Annotated in this window: 13 protein-coding genes; 8 read left to right on the top strand and 5 right to left on the bottom strand. The window is 70.8% G+C overall.

The genetic code is table 11. The annotated features are described in order from the left end of the window. Positions 1–65: 65 nt before the first annotated feature. Positions 66–1,631, bottom strand: coding sequence for a long-chain fatty acid--CoA ligase (locus ACFYZ8_RS15660; protein WP_388532914.1), 1,566 nt, complete (start codon positions 1,629–1,631; stop codon positions 66–68). 166 nt (positions 1,632–1,797) lie between these two features. Between ACFYZ8_RS15660 and ACFYZ8_RS15655 the strand changes: the two genes are divergently transcribed. Then, positions 1,798–2,391, top strand: a complete 594-nt coding sequence (locus ACFYZ8_RS15655) for a TetR/AcrR family transcriptional regulator (protein WP_359029375.1) — start codon at positions 1,798–1,800, stop codon at positions 2,389–2,391. 370 nt (positions 2,392–2,761) lie between these two features. Here ACFYZ8_RS15655 and ACFYZ8_RS15650 read toward each other — a convergent pair whose 3' ends face one another. Beyond that, a complete protein-coding gene (locus tag ACFYZ8_RS15650) occupies positions 2,762–3,628 on the bottom strand; it encodes an alpha/beta fold hydrolase (RefSeq protein ID WP_388532911.1) in 867 nt (288 codons plus the stop codon). A 240-nt stretch (positions 3,629–3,868) separates the two neighbouring features. Between ACFYZ8_RS15650 and ACFYZ8_RS15645 the strand changes: the two genes are divergently transcribed. Continuing rightward, positions 3,869–4,573: a family 78 glycoside hydrolase catalytic domain gene (locus tag ACFYZ8_RS15645; protein ID WP_388532908.1), complete on the top strand. Its 705-nt coding sequence runs from the start codon at positions 3,869–3,871 to the stop codon at positions 4,571–4,573. Then, entirely contained in the window at positions 4,551–5,135 is a 585-nt protein-coding gene (locus ACFYZ8_RS15640) for a glycoside hydrolase family 3 C-terminal domain-containing protein (protein ID WP_388533757.1), read from the top strand. Before ACFYZ8_RS15645 ends, ACFYZ8_RS15640 begins: the two co-directional genes overlap by 23 nt. Here the strand turns inward: ACFYZ8_RS15640 and ACFYZ8_RS15635 are convergent. Next, complete coding sequence (locus ACFYZ8_RS15635) at positions 5,101–5,952, bottom strand: alpha/beta hydrolase (RefSeq protein ID WP_359031277.1); 852 nt, start codon at positions 5,950–5,952, stop codon at positions 5,101–5,103. The two genes, ACFYZ8_RS15640 and ACFYZ8_RS15635, sit on opposite strands and share 35 nt — an antisense overlap. 503 nt (positions 5,953–6,455) lie before the next feature. Between ACFYZ8_RS15635 and ACFYZ8_RS15630 the strand changes: the two genes are divergently transcribed. Next, complete coding sequence (locus tag ACFYZ8_RS15630; RefSeq protein WP_388532906.1) at positions 6,456–7,064, top strand: TetR/AcrR family transcriptional regulator; 609 nt, start codon at positions 6,456–6,458, stop codon at positions 7,062–7,064. 362 nt (positions 7,065–7,426) lie between these two features. On the opposite strand, the gene ACFYZ8_RS15625 is transcribed toward ACFYZ8_RS15630, so the two are convergent. Beyond that, a complete protein-coding gene (locus ACFYZ8_RS15625) occupies positions 7,427–8,461 on the bottom strand; it encodes a LacI family DNA-binding transcriptional regulator (RefSeq protein ID WP_388532904.1) in 1,035 nt (344 codons plus the stop codon). A 181-nt stretch (positions 8,462–8,642) separates the two neighbouring features. On the opposite strand from ACFYZ8_RS15625, the gene ACFYZ8_RS15620 reads away from it, so the two are divergent. From ACFYZ8_RS15620 to ACFYZ8_RS15605, 4 genes are all read left to right on the top strand, one after another. After that, positions 8,643–9,425 (top strand): TIM barrel protein, encoded by a 783-nt coding sequence (locus tag ACFYZ8_RS15620; protein WP_388532901.1) that lies wholly within the window; start codon positions 8,643–8,645, stop codon positions 9,423–9,425. Positions 9,426–9,560: 135 nt separating this feature from the next. Beyond that, positions 9,561–10,583 (top strand): sugar ABC transporter substrate-binding protein, encoded by a 1,023-nt coding sequence (locus tag ACFYZ8_RS15615; protein WP_388532898.1) that lies wholly within the window; start codon positions 9,561–9,563, stop codon positions 10,581–10,583. 101 nt (positions 10,584–10,684) lie between these two features. Continuing rightward, a complete protein-coding gene (locus ACFYZ8_RS15610; RefSeq protein ID WP_388532897.1) occupies positions 10,685–11,704 on the top strand; it encodes a Gfo/Idh/MocA family protein in 1,020 nt (339 codons plus the stop codon). Between the two features lie 75 nt (positions 11,705–11,779). Beyond that, the gene (locus tag ACFYZ8_RS15605) at positions 11,780–12,742 is read left to right on the top strand and encodes a sugar phosphate isomerase/epimerase family protein (RefSeq protein WP_388532895.1); all 963 of its coding nucleotides are present in this window, start codon (positions 11,780–11,782) and stop codon (positions 12,740–12,742) included. A gap of 179 nt (positions 12,743–12,921) precedes the next feature. On the opposite strand, the gene ACFYZ8_RS15600 is transcribed toward ACFYZ8_RS15605, so the two are convergent. Further along, the gene (locus ACFYZ8_RS15600; protein WP_388533754.1) at positions 12,922–16,683 is read right to left on the bottom strand and encodes a helix-turn-helix domain-containing protein; all 3,762 of its coding nucleotides are present in this window, start codon (positions 16,681–16,683) and stop codon (positions 12,922–12,924) included. Between the last annotated feature and the right edge of the window lie 241 nt (positions 16,684–16,924).

Genomic DNA, 16,924 nt, shown 5'->3' with positions numbered 1-16,924 from the left:
CGCAGGTTCGGCCGCCTGATCATGCTGTCCGGCCTCTGCCGCCCGGGCCGAGACAGCCGGCCCGCTCAGGAGAGTTGGCGCTTGAGGATCTTGCCGGTCGGGGTCAGGGGCAGTTCGTCGGCGAACTGGACGACGCGTGGGTACTTGTACGCGGCGAGCCGCTCCTTCGCCCAGGCCCTGAGCTCGTCCTCGGTCGTGCCGCTTCCCGCCTTCTTGACCACGACGGCCTTGATCTCCTCGCCGTGGGACTCGTGCGGTACGCCGATCACGGCGACCAGCGAGACCGCGGGGTGCTCCATGAGCACTTCCTCGATCTCGCGCGGGTAGACGTTGAAGCCACCCCGGATGATCATGTCCTTGGACCGGTCGACGATGTAGTAGAAGCCGTCCTCGTCCCTGCGCGCCAGGTCGCCGGAGCGGAACCAGCCCTCCTTGATCGCCTCGGCCGTCGCTTCGGGCCGCTTGTAGTAGCCCTTCATGACGTTGTGTCCCCTGATCGCGATCTCCCCCATCTCCTCGGGGCCGCCCTCCACATCCGACCAGTCGTCGCGGATGAGCTTCATCTCCACGCCCGGAATGGGCACCCCGATCGAGCCGACGCGGGGTTCCTCGCCGAAGCGGGAGAAGGACGCGATCGGCGAGGTCTCGGACAGCCCGTAGCCCTCGAGGATCGTCACACCGAAGCGGTCCTTGAACTCCTTGTGGATCTCGACGGGCAGTGCTGAACCGCCGGCCGCGGCCACCCGAAGGTTGGCCGCCAGGCGGGCGACGTCGACCGTCTCGTCGAGTGCCGCGAGCAGCCCCCAGTACATCGTCGGGACCCCGGCGAAGAACGTCACGTCATGGGCGAGCATGAGGCGAAGGGCCGCCCGCGCCTCGAACCTCGGCTGCATCACGATCGTGCCGCCGAACGCGAAGGCGCCGTTCTGGATGACGGTCTGGCCGAAGGCGTGGAACAGCGGCAGCACACACAGGTAGGTGTCGGGGCGCCCGGGATCGGCGTCGAACAGGTCGCGGCCGATGAGCGCGTTGTCGTACACGTTGCGGTGCCGAAGCTCGGCGCCCTTGGGACGGCCGGTCGTGCCGGAGGTGTAGAGGACCACCGCGGTGTCGTCATCGTCGCGCTCGACCGTCCGGAACGTCACGGGCTGCTCGGCGACGGCCGCCTGGTACGACTCCGGCGTCCCTCCCCCGGCCGGCGCGGCGGCACCGCTCTCGATGAGGAAGAACTCGGTGCAGCCCTCGGCCGCCCGGAACCCCTCCCACGCGGCCTGCCCGATCGGCAGTTCCGGTGTGCCCTCGAACGCGAAGTACGCCTTCGCGTCGGAGTCGGCGAGGTGATAGGTGACCTCCCCAGCCCTCAGCAGCACGTTCAACGGCACGACGGCGGCGCCGGCTTTGAGGATGCCGAAGTAGACGGCGGAGAAATGCGGGAGGTTGGGACAGGACAGTGCGACCTTGTCGCCCGGCTGGATCCCGCGTGAGACGAGCAGGTTCGCGACACGGTTGGCTGCGGCGTCGAGGGCGGCGTACGTGATGTGGTCTTCACCGAAGACGATCGCGGTGCGCTCGGGGTGTCGGGACGCGGTATCCGTCAGCAGTCGTGACGCGTTGCGACTCGGGCTGAGCATCATTGCTCTCCTGGTTCTGCGGGCGGGGGCGGTCGAGCCGGGCCTGCCGTCTGCTGGGCGACAGATCAGCCACACAATCACCTGTCGACCGTAATATTACGTACGTCAGACCATAGAATAGGATGAGATACAAGGCAACGGTCCGGCAGAGTTGGGGAGGAACCCTGTGGCGCGCTACACCAAGGAGCATAAGCAGGTGACGCGGCAGCGGATCATCGAGCGGGCCGGTCACCGGTTCAAGCAGGACGGCATCGACGGCTCCGGCATCTCCACGCTGATGTCGGACGCCGGGCTCACCAACGGGGCCTTCTACGCCCACTTCGAGTCCAAGGACGATCTGGTCGCCCATGTCGTGGCCGAGCAGCTGCGCGCGCAGGTGGAGCAGTTCGGCACACTGCGGCCCGGCCGCGAGGGCCTCGAGGATCTCATCCGCTCATATCTGTCGCCCGAGCACCGGGACAACCCCGGCGAGGGTTGTCCGAACGCCGCCCTGCTGGACGAGATCGGCCGCTGCGGTGACGGAACCAAGGACGCCTACACCAACGGCGCCAAAGCCATCGTGGACGAGTTCGCCGCCCGCCTGGCACCCGAGGATCCGCAGTCCGCCCGCGGTCAGGCCGTCGGGCTCTTCACCCTGGCGGTGGGAACGTTGCAGCTGTCCCGCGCCGTCTCCGACCGGAAGTTCTCCGACGAGGTCCTCGAGCAGGGAATCGAGAACGCCCTCGCCATCGCGCGACGCACGTCGACACCGGCTGGATGACCTGGCACGGGCCGGGACACCGGCGCCGCTGAGCGGGCGGCCCCCGGGACAACCGCGATCTCGGGAGCGGCCGGCGCGGGGGTCCTTCGCTCGTACGGCGGCCGACTCCGCGCCCGTTCGAAATACGCCGTAGCGGCAGTGCAGGTCCTGGGCCTGGCCCCTGGTGCGCGAACGGGACGTCGACCGGTCCCCGCCTCGCCCCCCCTGCACGACAGCCGCCCCCGCACGACAGCCGCCTCGGCGCCGCAGTGCCGAGAAGCGAGCGGGAGGGTCAGGTCGGACAGACACATGACGAGAGCCGTGACGCCCGGGCGGGCGTCACGGCTCTGAGTCAGCGTCCTTGGCCCCGTACGCAGACCGCACTACGGCCCTACGGCCGGCCGAAGAACTCGAGCGCCGTCGGCACGAACTGCTCGTGGTACTGGAAGATGCCGCCGTGGCCGCCGTCGGGGTAGATCACCAGCTCGGAGTTGGGCAGCCGCCGGGCCAGGTCGTGCGAGTTCGGCGTCGGCACCATGCGGTCGTCGTCACCGTTGGCGACGAGCACGGGAATCTTGATGACGGACAGATCCTGCGGCTGGGCCAGTCCCCAGCGGTGGATGGCCTTGAGCTGGGAGAAGTAGGACTTGAGGCGGATCGCCTTGTCCCGGTCCTGGGTGCGCTCCTTCAGGCGGGCCAGGAACTCCTTGCCGGCCCGGATCCCGTTCGGGGTGCGGGTGAAGAAGAGGAACTGCTTCACGTCCTGGAAGGTGAGCAGCGACCGGACGGTGTCGTAGTGCGAGATCCGGGTGACGTTCTTGATGCCCTCGCCTCCGGCCGGACCGGTGCCCGCGAGGATCAGCCTGCGGATGAGCTGCGGCTCGGTCTGGGCGATCACCTGGGCGATCATGGCGCCCATCGAGAAGCTGAGGACGTCCACCTGCTCGAAGCCCAGCGCCCGGATGAAGGTGACGGCGTCCTTGGCCATCTCCTCGATGGTCTTCGGCGTCTCACCGGTGGAGGCGCCCACACCCCTGTTGTCGAACGTGATGACCCGGTGCTTGGCGGCGATGCCATCGACGACCCGGGGGTCCCAGTTGTCCAGGACCGCGGCGAGGTGCGTGATGAAGATGACCGGCATGCCGGTCCGGGGGCCGAGGTCACGGTAGGCGAAGGTCACTCCGTCGGCGGTGACGGTGCGGGTCTGCGCGTTCTTGTACGACGTCACCACGTCACCATGGGTTTCGCGTGCGTTCATGGTCGTGCCCTTCGATGTGTGGGTTACCGCCAGTGTGTGACAGCCCCTGCTTCCTCGCAGGTGGGCGTAGAGCGGGCGGTGCTCCTGTGTCTCCCGGCCGCGGCAGCGGTCCGGAGTCGACGGTCGGGGGAGGCCAGTGGGAAACCCCTGGATCAGGTCTCTGAACAACCCGTCGACCATTGAAGTATGACCATAATTTCATCAGGGCGCAAGTAGGCGGGCCGAACGAGATGCACCGTAGTGGAATCACGGGTTCCGCCGGGCTTCGCGGCGCACGGCACAGCGCACCACCAGGGCAGGAGGGGCTCAGCTGCGCCGACGGCCAGGAGGGCTGGTCGTCCCGGACCGGTGACAGCCGACGATCTGTACAACGGTCAGGACATCGACGCCCTGCGTGAGGATCACGCGCCTGGCCGCACCCCGGATTCCAGGACGAGGCCGGACCGGAGCCCGCACCGTCGCCACCATGCCAACGCCCGCATCAGCCCGACCCCGCGCCGCCGGTACTGCGCATCGCCCACTTGTACGCGCAGCGGACCTGGTGCAGCGCTTCCGGTGCCCTTCACCTCGACTTCGGACAGAACCACCTGCTCGACTTCGGACCGAACCACCTGGGCCGGCACAAGCTCCGCGCGCGGAGTGGCCGGGGCAGTCATCACAGGGCGGCACGCTGAGGCCATCGAAGGCGGTGAGCTGTGCGTACGGCCGCTGCGTTCGGCTCTGGCGGCCGACCACTTCATCTTGAGCGGCCGCGAAGACGCCTTCGAACCGGCCATGGCCTTCCACGGGTTCCACTGCGTCGAGCTCACGGGCCGGCCCAAAGGCACCCCGGCCGGTGATGCGGTGAGCGCCGACGTCATCGACGTCCGCCCCGTCCTCGAACTGTCGTGGTGTTCACTCATGCTCCTGCGCAACACCGTCGCTGTGCGCGGATCGGCCGGCTGATCCCCGATCCGGTAGGCCCTGCCCGTCGAGGTCGGCGAGGCCGAACCCGGCTGAGGCGACGGCGGTCGCGTCCCAGGCCGCTGACCCTCTTGTCTCGTCCACCCAGGGCAAGCTTTCGACACTGCCCGCCTCGGAACTCTGCGCGGACGCCATCGAGCGGACCTTCGCCCCGAGGATGCAGGGCGGTCGGGCCATCGCCGAGCTCCTGCTCGGGCGCATCGAGCCGAGCGGGCGGCTGCCGCTCAGCGTTCCCCGCCCTGCCGGACAACTTCCGGTCTACGACGGCCAAGTCCGGGGGCATCACGTCCGCCCTTCGGCGAGGGCCTCAGCTACACGTCGGCGCACTACTCGGAACCGACAACCCAGAATTGTCACGTCGCCGGTGCGCACCCCACTGCCCGGCCGCGATGGCGACGCCGGTCAACCATCGTGCAAGCGCCGCCTCACGGCTGTGAGGCGGCGCTTGCACGACTGTCAGCCGGCCGCCGCCGGGATCGGGACCGGGATCGGCGGCACGGTCGGCGTGCTCAGGCGGCGAGGAAGTCGGCCACCTGCTTGGTGAAGGCCCTGGCGTGCTGGAAGAGGAAGGCGTGGCCGGCGTCGCCGTAGAGCAGGAGGGTGGCGTCGGCCAGGTGCTGGACGGCGACGTAGGACGCGTGGGCGGGGACCATCACGTCGTGCAGGCCGTTGGCGTACAGGACGGGGTGCTTGATGGACTCCAGTTCGGCCCGTACCTCGTCGAAGGGGGCTGCCAGGAGCTGGCCGATCGCGGCGAGCATGCCCTGCGCCGTCGCCTCGGTGACCGCGGGGCCGCCGGCGGCGAGCCGGGGCGCGACATGGGCGAAGTGCTCGCGCCCCGAGGCGCGGGCCGCGTCCGTCTCCGGGTAGAACAGGAACAGCATGTCGTCCTGGTCGGCGTCGGGCTTGGCCATGATGCCCAGGACCTTCTCGCTCGCCTCCGGCGCACCGGGCACCCAGCCGGTCGGGCCGCTGCCCGCCACGATGATCTTGCGCACCAGCTCCGGGCGACGCGCGGCCAGGCGCTGCGCCACGAAGCCGCCCAGCGACCAGCCGAGCACGTCGGCCTGCGTGAGGCCGAGGGCCTCGATGAACTCGGCGGCACCCTCGGCGAATCCGTCGAGGGAGTCGCGCGGCTCGCCGGTGGTGTAACCGACGCCGACGTTGTCGAACACGATCACGTCGTGGTCGGCGGCCAGGTAGTCCAGGAACTCCGGGTCCCACCAGTCGATGGTCGCCCGGAACCGCTGCAGCAGGACGAGTGGGACACCGCCCTGCGGTCCCATGCGCCGGTAGGTGAAGGTCGCGGAGGGCCCCTCCACGGTGAGGTTCTCGGCCTTGTCTGCCAGATACGTACTCATGACGTCCTTCTCTTGTTGGCGGGTATCCGTCCGTTCTCGCGGGTCTGCTCACGCAGCACACGCGAGACATGCTGGGCCTGTGGGGCCGCTGCCCTTGGCCGGCGCTGCGACGAGGCAGGCCGGAGAAGTGGGCCAGGCCGACGATCCGCTCGGATCGGTCGATCACTCGCCCCCTGGGGCGACCAGGCGGCTTCCGGCTCGCTCCGATCACCTCGGAATCCACCACGCCGAGCCGCGAGCCATTAAATTATGGTCATAATACTAAGCAGGTACGCCCCGGGTGCGCAAGGGGGCTCCGGTGGCGGGCGAAGCTCGCGGCGACCTCGGAGCCGCATGCGGGTTGGCAGCGCAAGCGGTCCAGCACAGCGGAGACCGAGGGGCCGCAACCCCAGCCCGGCCGCGAGCGCGCCGGGAATTCGGGACTATTGAATTACGTTCACAATACAATACATTGGAGGAGCCGCTGGAGGGCGAGCCGGCCCTCCCGGCGCGTAGAGGAGTGCGTGGTGCGATACAGAAAAGAGCACAAGCAGGCGACCAGGCAGAGGATCATCGAGACGGCGGGCCGCCGCTTCAAGGAGGACGGCATCGACGGCTCGGGCATCACGGCGCTCATGAAGGACGCCGGGCTGACCAACGGCGCCTTCTACACCCACTTCACGTCCAAGGACGACCTCGTGGCCACCACGATCGCCGACCAGTTGCAGGCCCAGAACGCGACCATCGTCGCGCACGCGGAACCGGGCCGCGCCGGCCTCGAACAGATCGTGCGCTGGTACCTGTCCCCCTGGCACCGCGACAGCCGTGACGTCGGCTGCCCCTCCGCCGCCCTGCTCGACGAGATAGGGCGCTGCACCCACCCCACCAAGCAGGCCTACACCGAAGGCGTACTGGTGGTCGCCGACGGCATCGCCGCCCGCCTTGCGCCCCACGACCCGCTCTCGGTGCGCCCCATGGCACTGAGCGCGTACGCCATGATGGCCGGCACCCTCCAGCTCTCACGGGCCCTCGCCGACCCGCACCTCGCCGACCAAGTCCTCGAACAGGGCATCCACAACGCCCTCGCCCTCCTGGGCATCGAGCACGAAGAGGCCACAAGGACGGCACCCTGACCGGCGGGAAAGCAGACCCCGCGGAGCGCGCGCCGCGCCAACACCTCACGCGCGGCGCGACACCCGTACGGAAGAAGCGCCCCCCTGCTCATGGCAGGCACACCGACCCGGAGGTGAGGGCGGTGTTGCGGCAGGCCGGCGGTTGGCAGTCGACCGGGGCGGGTTGATCGGCGGGACCTAGACGACGGCGGCACAGTGCCCGAGCGGGGTTGCAGACGCAGGTGGCAAAGGGCCCCGGGTACACGGGTGTCGTGACGGGCCAGGACGCGGTCCAGGGCGTAACGGAAGCCGCCGGCGGGCCTTCCGAGCGGACAAGGTACCTGTGACGGCCCCTGGCTCGGCGCCCCGCAGAACCGCGCCGGTCAGGACCGGGAGGGCGCGGTCGTCGTGCTGCGGATGACGAGGCGTGGTGTGACGACGATCTCCCGGTCGCCATCGGCCGCCTCCCCTTCCAGTCGGGCGACGGCCCGTTCCACGGCCAGCCGCGCAAGCTCGGGAACTTCCTGGCCGACGGTGGTGAGATCGACGTGGGCCAGACGGGCGAGGTGGCTGTCGTCGAAGCCGACGACCGAGATCTCTTCGGGCACCGCCACCCCGGCACGCAGGAAGCTGTCGAGGACGCCGATGGCGCAGTGGTCGTTGAAGGCGAGGACGGCGGTGGGGCGGGAGGTCGCGGCCAGAAGCGTACGGGCGGCCGCGGCGCCGTGGTCCTCGGTCAGCCCGCCCGGCACCAGGCGGGCACGGTCGGCCAGGCCGTGGCGGTTCATGGCCGCCTTGTAGCCGCGGCGCCGGTCGGCCGCGCCGGGCGCCCTGCCCCCGTCGATGTGGACGATGTCCCGGTGGCCCAGTGCCACCAGGTGGTCGACCGCCTGGCGGGCGCCCTCGTCGTCGGCCGCGCGGACGACGTCCACGTCCTCGGCTCGCGGGCGCAGCCGCCGGGCCACGGAGACGACCGGCAACTGCGCCGCGAGTCGTGTCAGTTGGGCCACCGGGACGTGGGGGCTGAGCAGGATCAGCGCCTCGCAGCGGTCGGCGAGCAGGGTCTCCACGGCGTGCTGTTCGCTGCGGCTGGGTGCGACGGCACTGAGGGCGATCTGGTATCCGGCGGACTCCGCCGCGGTGTAGAGGGCCTCCACCATGTCGGCGTGGAAGGGCTGTTGCAGGTCGAACTGCACCCCGAGCAGGTGCGAGCGGCTGCTGCGCAGCAAGCGTGCCCTGCTGTCCGGCCGATAGCCGATCTCCCGCGCGGCCTCCAGCACCCGCTCGCGGGTTGCCGTGCCGGCCCCCTTGGCGCCGCGCATGACGATGGAGGCGAGCGAGACGGACACGCCGGCCCGTGCCGCGAGATCGGTGAGCGTCGGCCGCTTTCCGTCCGGGACCGCAGGTAGCGAGGGCACCGCCGGCCTTCCTGATCGATGGTCCTCTTCAGGGTGATCGTAGACGGAGCCGAGCGAGTGACGCACCGGTCAAGGGGACTGCAACGTTCTAGCTCAAATGTCCGCACAAACCCTTGACAGGCCGCTCGGTGGCTGGCGTACTGCTCCTGTTCCTCTGCAACGTTCTAGTCCTGGAGCGGTCATGCACACGTTGGCGGTCTGTGCCGAGATGGTCTTCCGCGACCTGCCCGTCGAGGAGCGGGCGCGGCGTATCCACGAGGCCGGCTTCCAGGTGGAGATCTGGGACTGGACCCGACACGACCTCGACGCTCTCGCCCGTACGCCTGCCACGTTCTCCTCGATGACCGGCTACATCCGCGGCAGCCTGACCGACCCGGAGGGGGCCGCCGAACTGCTGCGCACCGCCGAGGAGTCCGTCAAGGCCGCCGAGCATCTGGGCTGTCCCCGGCTCAACGTGCACGGCACCGGGCTGGACAGCGAGGGCCTGCCCGTGGTGCCGGTGAACGGCGAGGCCACCGGTGAGATGTGGATCGCCGCGCACCGCACCCTCACCCGCCTCGCCGAACTGGGCGAGAGCGCGGGGGTCACCTTCACCCTGGAAAACCTCAACACCGCCGTCGATCACCCCGGCGTCCCCTTCGCCACGGCCGCCGACACGTTCGCCCTGGTCGCGGCGGTGGACCGGCCCGGCCTGAGGATGAACCTGGACCTGTACCACGCCCAGATCGGCGAGGGAAACCTCATCGAACTGATCCGCCGGGCCCACGGCGCGGGTCTCATCGGCGAGATCCAGGTGGCCGACGTACCCGGCCGCTGCGAACCCGGCACCGGTGAGATCAACTACCCGGCCGTCGCCCGGGCCCTCGCGGACCTCGGCTACGACGGCACGGTCGCGATGGAGGCATGGGCGTCCGGCGACAGCGACGCCGCCCTGGAACGGTTCCGCGCCGCCTTCAGCCTCTGACCCTCCGCACCGACCCGCCCAGCAAGCCGCACCGCCTGCCGGTGAGCGGCTCCTTCACCCGACGCACGGAGGGATGTCATGCCTGCCTCCGTGCGCGTCGCCCCATCCCCGCCATCAGCACAGTGAGGTGCCGACATGACGAACCGCCCGCCTTCCCTCCGCTCCCGCAGACTCACCCTTGCCGTGGCCGTGGCCGCCGGTGCGGCTCTCACCCTCGCCGGCTGCTCCAGCGGCTCGGGCGGCAAGAAGTCCGAGGAGAGCGCGGACGGCGCCCTCGCGGGCAAGGCGACCACGCCCCGTATGACGGTCGCGATGGTCACCCACGCGGTCCCCGGTGACACGTTCTGGGACACCATCCGCAAGGGCGCCGAGGCCGCCGCCGCGAAGGACAACATCAAGTTGATCTACTCCTCCGACCCCAGCGGCGGCACCCAGGCGAACCTGGTGCAGAACGCGATCGACCAGAAGGTCGACGGCATCGCGGTCACCCTCGCCAAGCCGGACGCGATGAAGGACGTCGTCGCCAAGGCGCGGAAGGCAGGCATCCCCGTGGTCGCCTTCAACTCCGGTGTGGACGACTGGAAGAGTCAGGGGCTGCTCGAGTACTTCGGCCAGGATGAGACCGTCGCCGGCGAGGCGGTCGGCCGGAAGCTGAACACCCTTGGTGTCAAGCACACCGTCTGCGTCATCCAGGAGCAGGGCCAGGTCGCCCTGGAGGCACGCTGTGCGGGCGTGAAGAAGGGGTTCGCGGGCAAGACGGACATCCTCTACGTCAACGGCGCCGACATGCCGTCACTGAAGTCGACGATCACCGCCAAGCTCCGGCAGGACAGCTCCATCGACGAGGTGGTCACCCTCGGCGCCCCCTACGCGCTGGGCGCGGTGGGAGCCGTGTCCGACGCGGACAGCAAGGCCAAGGTCGCCACCTTCGACCTCAACAAGGACCTCGTGAAGGCCGTCCAGGACGGCAGCATCCAGTTCGCCGTCGACCAGCAGCCCTATCTGCAGGGCTACCTGGCGGTCGACGGTCTGTGGCTCTACAAGAACAACGGCAACTACAGCGGCGGCGGTGAGCAGCCGGTCCTGACCGGCCCGGCTTTCGTCGACAAGTCCAACGTCGAGACCGTCGCCGGGTTCGCCGCGAAGGGCACGCGCTGAGGGCCCTGACCCGGCAAGAAACGTCCCGTCAGTTGTCGTATGCCGGCTCGGTCTCTCCGGGCTGAGGCATCACCACATCGCCCCTGCCTCGAAAGGACTTCATGTTCCCCCACGACTCCCTCGGTGTCGCCGTCATCGGCGCCGGCCGCATGGGCGCCGACCATGTACGGCGGATCAGCGAGGTGACCAGCGGCGCCCATGTGGCCGCGGTCGTCGACCTGGACGCCGACCGGGCCAAGGCGATCGCCGCCGGTGTCGAAGGATGCGCGGCCTTCGACGACGTGGCGGAGGCGATGGCCTCCCCGGCCGTCGACGCGGTGCTGCTCGCCTCCCCCGGCGTCGCCCACGAGGCCGCGCTGCTCACCGCGTTCGACCACGACCTGCCCGTCCTGTGCGAGAAGCCCCTCACTCCCGACGCCGCCTCCGCGCTGCGCGTGCTGGAGGCCGAGCAGCTGCTCGGTCACCGTCGGGTGCAGGTGGGCTTCATGCGCCGCTACGACCACGAGTACCTCAAGCTCAAGGCCCTGCTGGACAGCGGGGAACTCGGCCGGCCGCTGATGCTGCACAACCGGCACCGCAACCCCTCGTCCCCGCCGGAGTTCACGACCGCCATGCTCATCAACGACTCGGTGACGCACGAGATGGACATCATCCGCTGGCTGCTCGGCCAGGAGATCACCTCTGTCACGGTGATGCGCCCGAAGTCCTCCGGCAACGCTCCGGAAGGGCTGGTCGATCCGCAGTTCGTCGTCTTCGAGACCGATGGCGGGGTTCTGGCCGACGTGGAGATCTACGTCAACGCCCGCTACGGCTATCAGGTCCAGGCCGAGGCGGTGTGCGAGAACGGCACGGCCCGGATCGGCGACCGGCACGACATGCTCGTCAACTCCCGTGGCAGGTGGGGCGGAACGGTCACTCCCGGCTTCGTCGAGCGGTTCGAGGAGGCGTACGACCGCGAGGTCCAGGCATGGGTCGACGCCACCCGGCGCGGAGAGGTCACCGGGCCCAGCGCCTGGGACGGCTACGCCGTGGCCGCGGTCTGCGAGGCGGGCGTCCGCGCGCAGACCGAGGACCGGCGCATCGAGGTGGAACTCGCCGACCGGCCCGCCCTCTACCGCTGACCCGGATCGCCACCGCACGGGACCACCGGCGGACAACCGCGCCCCCAACGACGACACCGGAGACAGGGAAACATCATGAAGATCGGCCTGAACACCGACAGCGTCGGGCAACTCACGCTCGACGAGACGCTCGACCTGGCCGCCGAACTCGGCCTGGACTACGTCGAGTTCGCCACAGGCGCCTGGTCCACAGCCCCGCACGTCGACGTCGACCAACTGCTCGGCAGCGAGCGCGCACGCCGCGAACTGCTGGCCAAGGTCACCGACCGGGGGCTCGCGATCAGCGCCCTCACCTGCTCGGGCAACCCCCTCCACCCCGGGCCCAGCGGCCGCGAACACGACCAGGTCACCCGCAGGACGATCGCCCTCGCGCCACTTCTCGGCGTGGACCGTGTGGTGATGATGTCCGGCCTGCCGGGAGGCCCGGGCGACGCCAACCCCAACTGGATCACCGTCTCCTGGCCGCCGGAGACGACCCAGATCCTCGAATGGCAGTGGAGCGAGGCCGTGCTCCCGTACTGGCGGGACCTCGTGGCCCACGCCCGAGACCGGGGCGTACGCAAGCTCTGCCTCGAAATGCACGCCCACCAGGCCGTCTACAACGTTCCCACCCTGCTGCGCCTGCGCGAGGAGGTCGGACCGGTCGTCGGAGCCAACTTCGACCCCAGTCACCTGATGTGGATGGGAGCCGACCCGCTCGCCGCCATCGAGGCCCTGGGCGAGGCGATCTACCATGTGCACGCCAAGGACACCCGCCTGGAGCCCCTCCGCCAGTCCCTGACCAGCAGGCTGGAGACCCTCCCGGTCATGGCCGCGAAAGACCGCTCCTGGAACTACGTCACCCTCGGCTACGGCCACGACGACGCCTTCTGGCGAGCCTTCTGCCTCGCCCTGCGCCGCGCCGGCTACGACGACGTCCTGAGCATCGAGCACGAGGACGTCCTGATGAGCCCGGTCGAGGGCGTGACCAAGTCCGTCGACCTTCTGCGTCGTGTCGCCCTGCGTGACCCCAGTTCCTACAAACCCCAGGAGATCTGACAGTCGCCCACGCCGGCGGGTGGAACAGGCAGCCGGACACGACACGCTGCGTGCGGTCCCGGACCGCACGCCGATCATCCCAGATCCGGCCGACTTCGCGGACGTCGACCGTGCGCTGCAGGACTGCATCTGTCCGACCCGACGTTCGCGCAGCACCGATGGGTCGCCGACAACCTCCCTCAGGGCCGTGTGCACGCGGACGTGAGGGTCGCGGGCAGGCCCGGCATCAGTGCCCTGCGCTCCCGCGGGCCGATCGTCCTGCGCAGTCGGCAGATCCGGGTGAGCTGGGCACCGAGGTCCAGGTTCCACAGACGTACGGTCCCGTCGTTGCTGCTGCTGGCCACGGTCCGCCCGTCCGGGGCGAACGCGACGCCCCACACCGCGTTCGTGTGCCCGGTGAGCGTGGCCCAGGGGCGCCGCCCGGGCACGTCCCAGAGCCGAACGGTGCGGTCGCTGCCGCTGCCGGCGAGGAGCCGGCCGTCCGGTGAGAAGGCGATCCCGCGCACCGATCCGGTGTGCCCGGTCAGGGAGGCCGCCGGGCGGCGGTGCCGGACGTCCCACAGGCGGACCGTACCGTCGTTGCCGCTGCTCGCGAGCGTGCGCCCGTCGGGGCTGAAGGCCACGCCCCGCACGGCACCTGTGTGTCCGGTGAGGGTGGCGAGCAGGCGATGACCGGCGGTGTCCCACAGCCGTACCGTCAGATCGTCGCCCGCGCTGGCCAGGGTACGGCCGTCCGGGCTGAACGCGACATCGTTGGCGTAGTCCGTGTGGCCGGTCAGCACGGCGAGTTGACGACGGGTCGCGATGTCCCACAGGCGGACCGTCCGGTCGGCGCCCGCGGAGGCGAGGGTGCGGCCGTCGGGCGAGAAGGCCACCGAGAACACGTCCCCGGTGTGGCCGGTGAGCGTCACCAGGGCGCGGTGCGAGGGGATGTCCCACAGCCGGACCGTGCCGTCCGAGCCCGCCGACGCGAGGGTGCGGCCGTCCGGTGCGAACGCCACCGAGAACACGCTCTCCCGGTGGCCCGTGAACGTCGCCACGGGTCGGCGCCGGGCCACGTCCCACACCCGTACGGTGTGGTCCGCGTCGGCGGTGGCCAGGAGTTTCCCGTCGGGGCTGTACGCGGCCTGCGAGACCTCGGTGAACGGACGCGCCGTCAGCACCGGGCCGCGCAGGTCCCAGAGCACCACGGACTGGTCGAACCCTCCGGTGGCCAGCGTCGTCCCGGTCGAGTTCACGGCCACGGACATCACGTAGTCGGTGTGGCCGGCGAGGATCGCGGCCGGCCTGCCGGTGCGCACGTCCCACAGCCGGGTCGTGCCGTCGCCGCCCGCGCTCACGACCGTGGTGCCGTCGGGTGTGTAGGTGACCGCGTTGACGTCGTCGCTGTGGCCGGTGAGCGTCGCCTCGGGTCGGTGCCGGGCCACGTCCCACAGCCGTACGGTCCGGTCGACGCCCCCGGAGGCCACGCTCCGTCCGTCGGGGGCGAAGGCCACTCCGAGCACTTCGTCGGTGTGCCCCTTGAGCACGGCCAGCCGGCGGGCCGTGTCGGTGTCCCACAGCCGTACGGTACGGTCGGAGCCGCCCGAGGCCAGGGTCCGCCCGTCGGGGGCGTAGGCGAGTGAGTTGACGCGGCCGGTGTGCCCGAGGAGCCGCACCTCGGAGGGGTGGCCGCCGCCGGTGTCCCACAGCTGTACCGACCCGTCGTCGGCGGCGACGGCGAGGGTACGGCCGCGGGGGTCGAAGGCGAGCGCGTGGGCCCCGTCGGTGGCCGCGGGCAGCACGGTCCGCAGCCGGTGGTCGGCGGTGTCCCAGATCCGTACCGGCCCGTCCGTGGACGTCGCCGCGAGGGTGCGCCCGCCGGGGCTGAAGGCGACGGAGCGGACCCGCCCGGGAACGGCGAGGGTGGCGGTGGTCCGGTGGTCGGTGGTCCGGCGCAGTTGCACGGTGCCGTACGAGCCGGCCGTCGCCAGCAGCCGGCCGTCGGGTGCGAAAGCGACCGCGTTGACGGGTCCGTGGCGGCCTGCGAGGCGGGCGGAGAACGCCTGCGCCTGGGTGCTCAGCAGGGCCCCGCGGGCCTCGGGGGTGGGGTCGGCCCGGTAGGCCTCCTCGGCGAGCAGCATGGACGCCTCGGGCTGACCGCCGGCCAGAGAGGTGGACTGCACGGCCAGGGCCTGGGAGCGGGCGACGCGTTCCTGGTCGAGCGCGGCGGAGCGCTGCTGGTACGCGAGGCCGCCGGCGGTCACGGCGAGCACCAGCAGGACGGCGACGATGACGAACAGGGCTTGCCGGAACCGCGTTTGACGCCTCGCCAGGAGCCTTCGGCTGTCCTCCTCCGCCTGGCTGGCCCGCAGGAAGGCCTCTTCGCGGGGGCCGAGACGGCTGCGGCCGTCGAGTTCGTCGGCCCAGGAGCGGACGGTTTCGAGGCGGGTGCCGCGGTAGAGGGCGGACGGGTCGCGCTCCTCTCGCTCCCATTCGGCGGCGGCGTGGGCGAGTTGCTGGTGGATGAGGAGCCCGGCCCGGTCGGCGTGGATCCAGTCGCGCAATCGGGGCCACGCGTGCAGCAGGGCCTCGTGGGTGATCTCGACGGTGTCCCGGTCCAGGGTGACCAAGCGGGCCCGGACGAACGCGTCGAGGGCGGCGGAGGCGGCGTCCGCGTCCCCGAGCTGTTCCATGAGGGCGCCGCGGCCGGTGCGGCGCCGGGTCGCGACGGCTCCGTCGTCGGACACGTGGACGAGACGGGACAGCACGCGCCGGATGGAGTTCTGTTCGGCGGGGTACAGCTGGGCGAACACGGTCTCGGCGGTGCGGGCGATGGCGCCCTGGATGCCGCCGGTGCGCTCGTAGCCGGCCACGGTGAGGGTGGTGTCCTCGCGTTGCTGCCAGGTGGCGAGGAGGGCGTGCGAGATGAGGGGCAGCGCGCCGGAGGGGGTCTCGTCGGAGGCGGTGGCGCGGACGGCGCCCGCCGGTTCCTCGCGCAGGCCCGCGTCGCGCAGGCCCGCGTCGCGCAGGAGGAGGGGGACCAGGCCGGCTTCCAGGGTGACGCCGGCGAGTTCGGCGGGGCGGGTGATCGCTTCCCGTAGTTCCGCGACGGACATGGGGAGCAGGACGAACAGTCCCTCGGTGAACAGGCGGGCCAGACCAGGGAGTTCGAGGCATCGTCCGGAGAAGTCGGCGCGGACGCCGAGCACGACGACCGCCGGGTCCGCGCCGGTGGACAGTGCCTGCAGGACCCGTACGAACGTCCGTCTCTCGTCCTCGTCGGAGCAGAGGGTGAACAGCTCCTCGAACTGGTCGACGAGCAGCACGAGCCGCGCCGGTGGCGGGCGGCGGTCGCCGGGGCCGGGAGGGGCGCTGTCGGAACGAACGCGGACGACGTCCAGCAGCACCTCGGGGCGCTCGGCCAACTCGGTCCCGGTGAGGTCGAGATCGCTGCCGAGGGCCTTCGCCGTTCGTTCGAGGAGTTCGTCGAGCGGATGGGCGGTGGGCGTGAGGGCGACCACGGGCCAGCGGTCGGCGCCGGGCATGGGAAAGCCTCCGGGGCGCCGCAGCGCCGGGACCAGACCGGCGTTCAGCAGGGAGGACTTGCCGGCGCCGGACGGGGCGACCAGCAACAGCGGTCCGCTGCCGAGGCGTTGGAAGACCCGCTCGACCAGCGCGGCCGTGGCCCGCTCCCGGCCGAAGAACCAGGCCGCTTCCTGCGGGGTGAACGCCGCGAGGCCCCGGTACGGACACGCGGGCTCACCGGGGTCGGCGGCCGGTCCTTGGCCGCGCTCGGCCGGGGCGGTGTCCCGCACCATCCGGAGCAACTCGCCCCCGGCGCCCAGGATGTGGTCACACTGACGGGCGACGTCGACGGTCGCCCGCTTGACGCCGGTCTCGATCTTGCTGAGATAGCCCTTGCTGTAGTGCGTCCGGCGCGCGAGGTCGGCCAGCGACATCCCGCGCTCCCGGCGCAGCCGTCTCAGCTGCGCCGGAAAGGACGGTGTGGTCTGTGCGGGGCTTTCCGGCTGGTCGGTCCGGTCCACGCCCGCGTGTACGTGTTCCTGCTCCCCCAAGGCGTCCCCCCTGGCACTGGCCTGCCCGGATCGTGAGACGGCGGATGCCCAGGCTACTGCGGGGGTCGGACAGGGAGCCAAGCTTTCACGCGGTGTGGCGGAAAACGGGACGGCCGGGACCGGC

It is taken from the genome of Streptomyces sp. NPDC001668 (assembly GCF_042893155.1).
GTDB lineage: Bacteria > Actinomycetota > Actinomycetes > Streptomycetales > Streptomycetaceae > Streptomyces.
The sequence above is the reverse complement of the archived record's forward strand: the minus strand, read 5'-3'. Positions and strand labels throughout refer to the sequence as shown.